General features: G+C 73.7%; 5 protein-coding genes. 4 read left to right on the top strand and 1 reads right to left on the bottom strand.

Annotation, left to right across the window (positions count from 1 at the left end):
* Nucleotides 1-127 precede the first annotated feature (127 nt).
* The gene (locus tag ACFU6K_RS31625; protein ID WP_380668853.1) at nucleotides 128-1,102 is read right to left on the bottom strand and encodes a SigE family RNA polymerase sigma factor; all 975 of its coding nucleotides are present in this window, start codon (nucleotides 1,100-1,102) and stop codon (nucleotides 128-130) included.
* Between the two features lie 278 nt (nucleotides 1,103-1,380).
* Here ACFU6K_RS31625 and ACFU6K_RS31630 point away from each other — a divergent pair, with 278 nt between their 5' ends.
* The 4 genes from ACFU6K_RS31630 to ACFU6K_RS31645 all read left to right on the top strand — a co-directional run.
* Nucleotides 1,381-2,058, top strand: coding sequence for a response regulator transcription factor (locus tag ACFU6K_RS31630; protein ID WP_049654100.1), 678 nt, complete (start codon nucleotides 1,381-1,383; stop codon nucleotides 2,056-2,058).
* A gap of 61 nt (nucleotides 2,059-2,119) precedes the next feature.
* Complete coding sequence (locus ACFU6K_RS31635; RefSeq protein WP_380668855.1) at nucleotides 2,120-3,664, top strand: ATP-binding protein; 1,545 nt, start codon at nucleotides 2,120-2,122, stop codon at nucleotides 3,662-3,664.
* Nucleotides 3,661-3,993, top strand: coding sequence for a hypothetical protein (locus ACFU6K_RS31640; protein ID WP_380668857.1), 333 nt, complete (start codon nucleotides 3,661-3,663; stop codon nucleotides 3,991-3,993). The genes ACFU6K_RS31635 and ACFU6K_RS31640 overlap by 4 nt, the downstream gene beginning before the upstream one ends.
* Before the next feature lie 216 nt (nucleotides 3,994-4,209).
* A partial coding sequence (locus ACFU6K_RS31645) for a VanZ family protein (protein WP_380668859.1) occupies nucleotides 4,210-4,751 on the top strand: 542 nt, incomplete at its 3' end.

Raw genomic sequence — 4,751 nt, forward strand, 5'->3', positions numbered from 1 at the left:
GCGTCTCCCCCGCACCGGGCCCTTCGCCTTCCCCGAACGGTCTTCGGCTCCCCCACGGGCGTGCTCCCCCGAGCCGCTGCCCCCGGACCGTGACCGTCCGCTTCCCGTCCCCCGACGGGAGTCCTCGTTACGCGACCAGCTCGCCGAACGCCCGGACGGTGTCGCCGGACTTGTTCAGGTGCTCGTCCTCGCGCAGCCGGCGCAGGGCGCGCCAGATGCTGCTCTTGACCGTGCCGACGCTGATCCCCAACACGTCGGCGATCTCCGGGTCGGTCTTGCCCTCGTAGTACCGCAGCACCAGCATGGTGCGCTGGTTCTCCGGCAGCTTCGCCAGCGCCTGCCAGAGCACGGTGCGCAGCTCGGTGCCGCCCATCGCGTCGGTGTCGCCGGCCGTCTCCGGCAGCTCCTCGGTCGGGTACTCGTTGACCTTGCGGCGCCGCCAGGCGGAGATGTGCAGGTTGGTCATGGTGCGGCGGAGGTAGCCCCCGACCGCGGCCTTGTCGGTGATCCGGCCCCAGGCCCGGTAGGTGCTGAAGAGCGCGCTCTGCAGCAGGTCCTCGGCCTCGTAGCGGTCACCGGTCAGGTGGTAGGCCGTAGCGTACAGGGAGGCGCGGCGCTCGCGGACGTACGCGGTGAACTCCGTGATGTGGTCCTCCGCGACGGCCGGGTGCTCCCCCTGCGCGCCTCCCTGCCCGGCCTCGGTGGTGCGGGCCGCCGCGGGGTTCAGCCGCAGCAGCGTCGCACCGGCGGCCTCGCGACCGGTCGGCTCCCCCGAACCGACCGTCCGCAGACCGTTCCCCCCGGTCCCCCGGTTGCCCCCCGGGGCGTCCTTGCCCTCGACGCGGACGGGGATGACGCCCCGCAGCGTGAGGGTGGTGGCGGAGTCGGCCGAACTCCCCAGACGGCCGATCCCGTACAGCTCCCCCGTCCTGCCGCCGCCGCTCACCCGACGGACGACAGGGTTTCCACCGGTGCTGTGCGCGCACCCCCGCACGGTCACGGCACCGGAGTTCTCGTCGGTCCTGACCTCGTACCGGGTCCGGTGGGACGTGGCTGACGAACGCGCGGTGCGGACAGCCGGGTTGGTCCGGGTCTGAAGCATGGCGTTCATCGTGCGCCCCCTGGGTCGGTACGAGCGGTTCCGGTAGCCGCCCTTCAGCCGGCCTTGCGGCCCGCTGTCCTGCGGCGACATGGAAAATCCTGCCCGCCGGTTGTGATGGCGCTGTCCGCCGACTGTCACAGGGGTGTCACAGGAGCCGTCCGAATGTCCCGGACCGCCCCCCTGTGAACCTGACGCCGGTGGCGTCCGTTCCGGTTCCCGGAAGGACGGTGGGTGATCCGGGGGGTGATTCGGCGCTGCCGGTGGGCCAAAATGGGGCCGTGCCTTTCCTCCTTCTGATCGAGGACGACGACGCCATCCGGACCGGCCTCGAACTCGCCCTCACCCGCCAGGGCCACCGCGTGGCCACCGCCGCCTCCGGTGAGGACGGTCTGCGTCTCTTCAAGGAGCAGCGGCCCGACCTGATCGTGCTCGACGTGATGCTGCCCGGCATCGACGGCTTCGAGGTGTGCCGCCGGATCCGCCGCACCGACCAGCTGCCGATCATCCTGCTGACCGCCCGCTCGGACGACATCGACGTGGTGGTGGGCCTGGAGTCCGGCGCCGACGACTACGTCGTGAAACCGGTGCAGCCGCGGGTGCTGGACGCCCGGATCCGGGCGGTGCTGCGGCGCGGCGAGCGGGAGAGCTCGGACTCCTCGGCCTACGGCACCGTGGTGATCGACCGCGCGGCGATGACCGTCACCAAGGACGGACTGGACCTCCAGCTCACCCCGACCGAGCTGCGGCTGCTGCTGGAGCTCAGCCGCCGCCCCGGCCAGGCGCTCTCCCGCCAGCAGCTGCTGCGGCTGGTCTGGGAGCACGACTACCTCGGCGACTCCCGCCTGGTGGACGCGTGCGTGCAGCGGCTGCGGGCCAAGGTCGAGGACGTGCCGTCCGCGCCGACGCTGATCCGCACCGTCCGCGGGGTGGGCTACCGGCTGGACCCGCCGGCCTGACCCGCGACCCGGCCGCCGGCCCCTCCCCGACCTCTGAACTCCCGTACCACGACAGGCTCTTGTGACTGACCATCAGACGACTGCCCGGCGGTTCTCGACGGGCCGGTGGCGTCGGCTGCGCTCCCTGCGGGTGCGGCTGATCGCGGTGTTCGCGGCCGTCGCGCTGCTCGCCGCCGTCTCGGCCTCCGGCATCGCGTACTGGCTGAACCGCGACGCGGTGCTCAAGCGCGCCCAGAACACCGTGCTGAACGACTTCCGGGTCTCGCTCACCCGCAACGTCTCCGACCTGCCGCTGAACGCGACCTGCCAGGACCTGGCCGGGCTGGCGTCCACCGTGGCCAGCTCCGGCCTGACGTACGACGTGGTGGTGGTCGACGCGGCGCACCCGGAGTGCCCGGCCTCCTCCGACCCCGCACACTTCACGCTGGCCGACGTGCCGACCGCGCTGCAGTCCACCGTCGCCAAGCCGCGCGAGATCACCGAGAACAACCCGTACCCGTACCACCTGTACTGGCAGCGGCAGAACCTGGAGGGCCGGCCGTTCGTGATCGGCGGCACCAAGGTGGTGCCGAACGGCCCGACGGCGTACATGTTCAAGTCGCTGGAGAACGAGCGGGCCGACCTCAACACGCTGGGCTGGTCGCTGGCCATCGCCACGCTGTTCGCGCTGATCGGCTCGGCGCTGCTCGCCCAGGCCGCCTCGGCGACCGTGCTGCGGCCGGTCAAGCGGCTCGGCGACGCCGCCCGGCGGCTCGGCGAGGGGCACCTGGACACCCGGCTGGAGGTCGACGGCTCGGACGAACTCGCCGACCTGGCGCGGACCTTCAACCGGACGGCGGAGCAGCTGCACGAGCAGGTCGAGGAGCTGAGCGCGCGCGAGGCGCAGAGCCGGCGGTTCGTCGCCGACATGTCGCACGAGCTGCGCACCCCGCTGACCGCGATGACCGCCGTGACGGACATCCTGGAGGACGAGGCCGAGTCGCTGGACCCGATGATCGAGCCGGCCGTCCGGCTCGTGGTCAGCGAGACCCGGCGGCTGTCCGACCTGGTGGAGAACCTGATGGAGGTGACCCGCTTCGACGCCGGCACCGCCAAGCTGGTCGCCGACGAGGTGGACATCGCCGACCTGATCATGTCCTGCATCGACGGGCGGGCCTGGTACGACGCGGTCGAACTGGACGCCCCGCGCGGCATCCTGGCCGTGGTCGACCCGCGTCGGCTCGACGTGGTCTTCGCCAACCTGATCGGCAACGCGCTGAAGCACGGCGGCTCGCCGGTGCGGGTCAAGGTCCGGCAGGACGGGGAGTCGGTCGTGGTCGAGGTCTCCGACAGCGGCCCGGGCATTCCGGAGGACGTGCTGCCGCACGTCTTCGACCGCTTCTACAAGGCGGACCGGGGGCGGGCGCGCTCGGAGGGCAGCGGCCTCGGCCTGTCGATCGCGATGGCCAACGCGCAGATACACGGGGGAACGATCACGGCGGCGAACGGGGAGGTCGGCGCGGTGTTCACCCTGACGCTGCCGCTGGCCCCGCCGCCTCCGCCGTCCGCGGGCGAGGCCGAGGGCGGCCCCGCCGGCGACGCCGCCGAGGACAAGGACGCCACGTGACCAGCCCCACCGACACCGTTGTCCCCCGCACCGTCCTGCGCCGCGGCGCCGGCGTGCTGCTGCTGGTCGCACTGGCCTCCGGCTGCGGCATCCGGCCGACCGCCGTGCCGGTCGACGCCGGCGCGCCCGCCAGCCGGACGGCCTGCCCGACCTCCCCGCACATACCGGCGGCCCTGGCCACCCCGCCGGGCCCGGCCCCGACCGTGTCCCCGACCCGCGGCACCAAGGCGGCCGTGAGCCCGAGCCCGTCGCCGACCCCGGTGGCGCCGGGCAGCCCGCCGCCGGACAACGTGTTCAGCGCGGTGCCGACGGCCTCGCCCTGCCGGTAGCCCGCGCTGCGAGCAGGCCGCCGGAAAGGGGCGGGAGGAGGGCGGGAAGGGGGGTTCGGGGGCGCGTTTGGGAATGTTCACGCCGGGTGTGGAACCGACGTGACGTCGGCCCACGTCCTTCCCCCCGTGCAGCGAGATGGCACCAGGACACGCGACGAGCGTTCCGGCGCGGGGACCGAGAGCAACCCGGCGGCGGCCGTCCACCGTCCCCTCCGGTTGGCCGGACTGGCGGGCCTCACCGGCCACCTGGCACTGGTGCTCTGGCTGGTGCTGAGACCGCTGCCGGTGGCCTGGGTGTACGACGCCAACCTGACGCCGTTCGCCTCGCTCCGCTCCTCCAGCGGCTGGCAGGTGGTCGGCGAACTCCTGCTGCTGGCCCCGCTCGGGGTCCTGCTGCCGCTGGCCGGCGGCCGGCTCCGGGCCCCCTGGCTGCCGTCCTTCCTGCGCACCACCGGCGCCTCCGCGCTGCTGGCGACCGCGCTGGAGTTCCTCTCCTCCTGGGCACCCGGGCACGTCCTCAACGTGGACCACATCCTGCTCGCCGTGGTCGGCGTCGCCGTCGTCCACCTCGCGCTCGTCCCGGGCCTGCGGCACCTGCTGCGGGGCCGGCGGCCGCGGGTGCCCCGGATGACGGTGCTCTCGGTGCCGCCGGCCGTCGCCTCGGTCGCGGCCGCCACCTCGGCCGCCGCCGTCACCTCGGTCGCCGCCGTCGCGCCCGCCGCCCGGCGGCGCGCCTACGCGGAGCCGACGCCCCCGGC

It is taken from the genome of Kitasatospora sp. NPDC057512, from assembly GCF_042802135.1.
In the GTDB taxonomy this organism is placed as follows: domain Bacteria; phylum Actinomycetota; class Actinomycetes; order Streptomycetales; family Streptomycetaceae; genus Kitasatospora.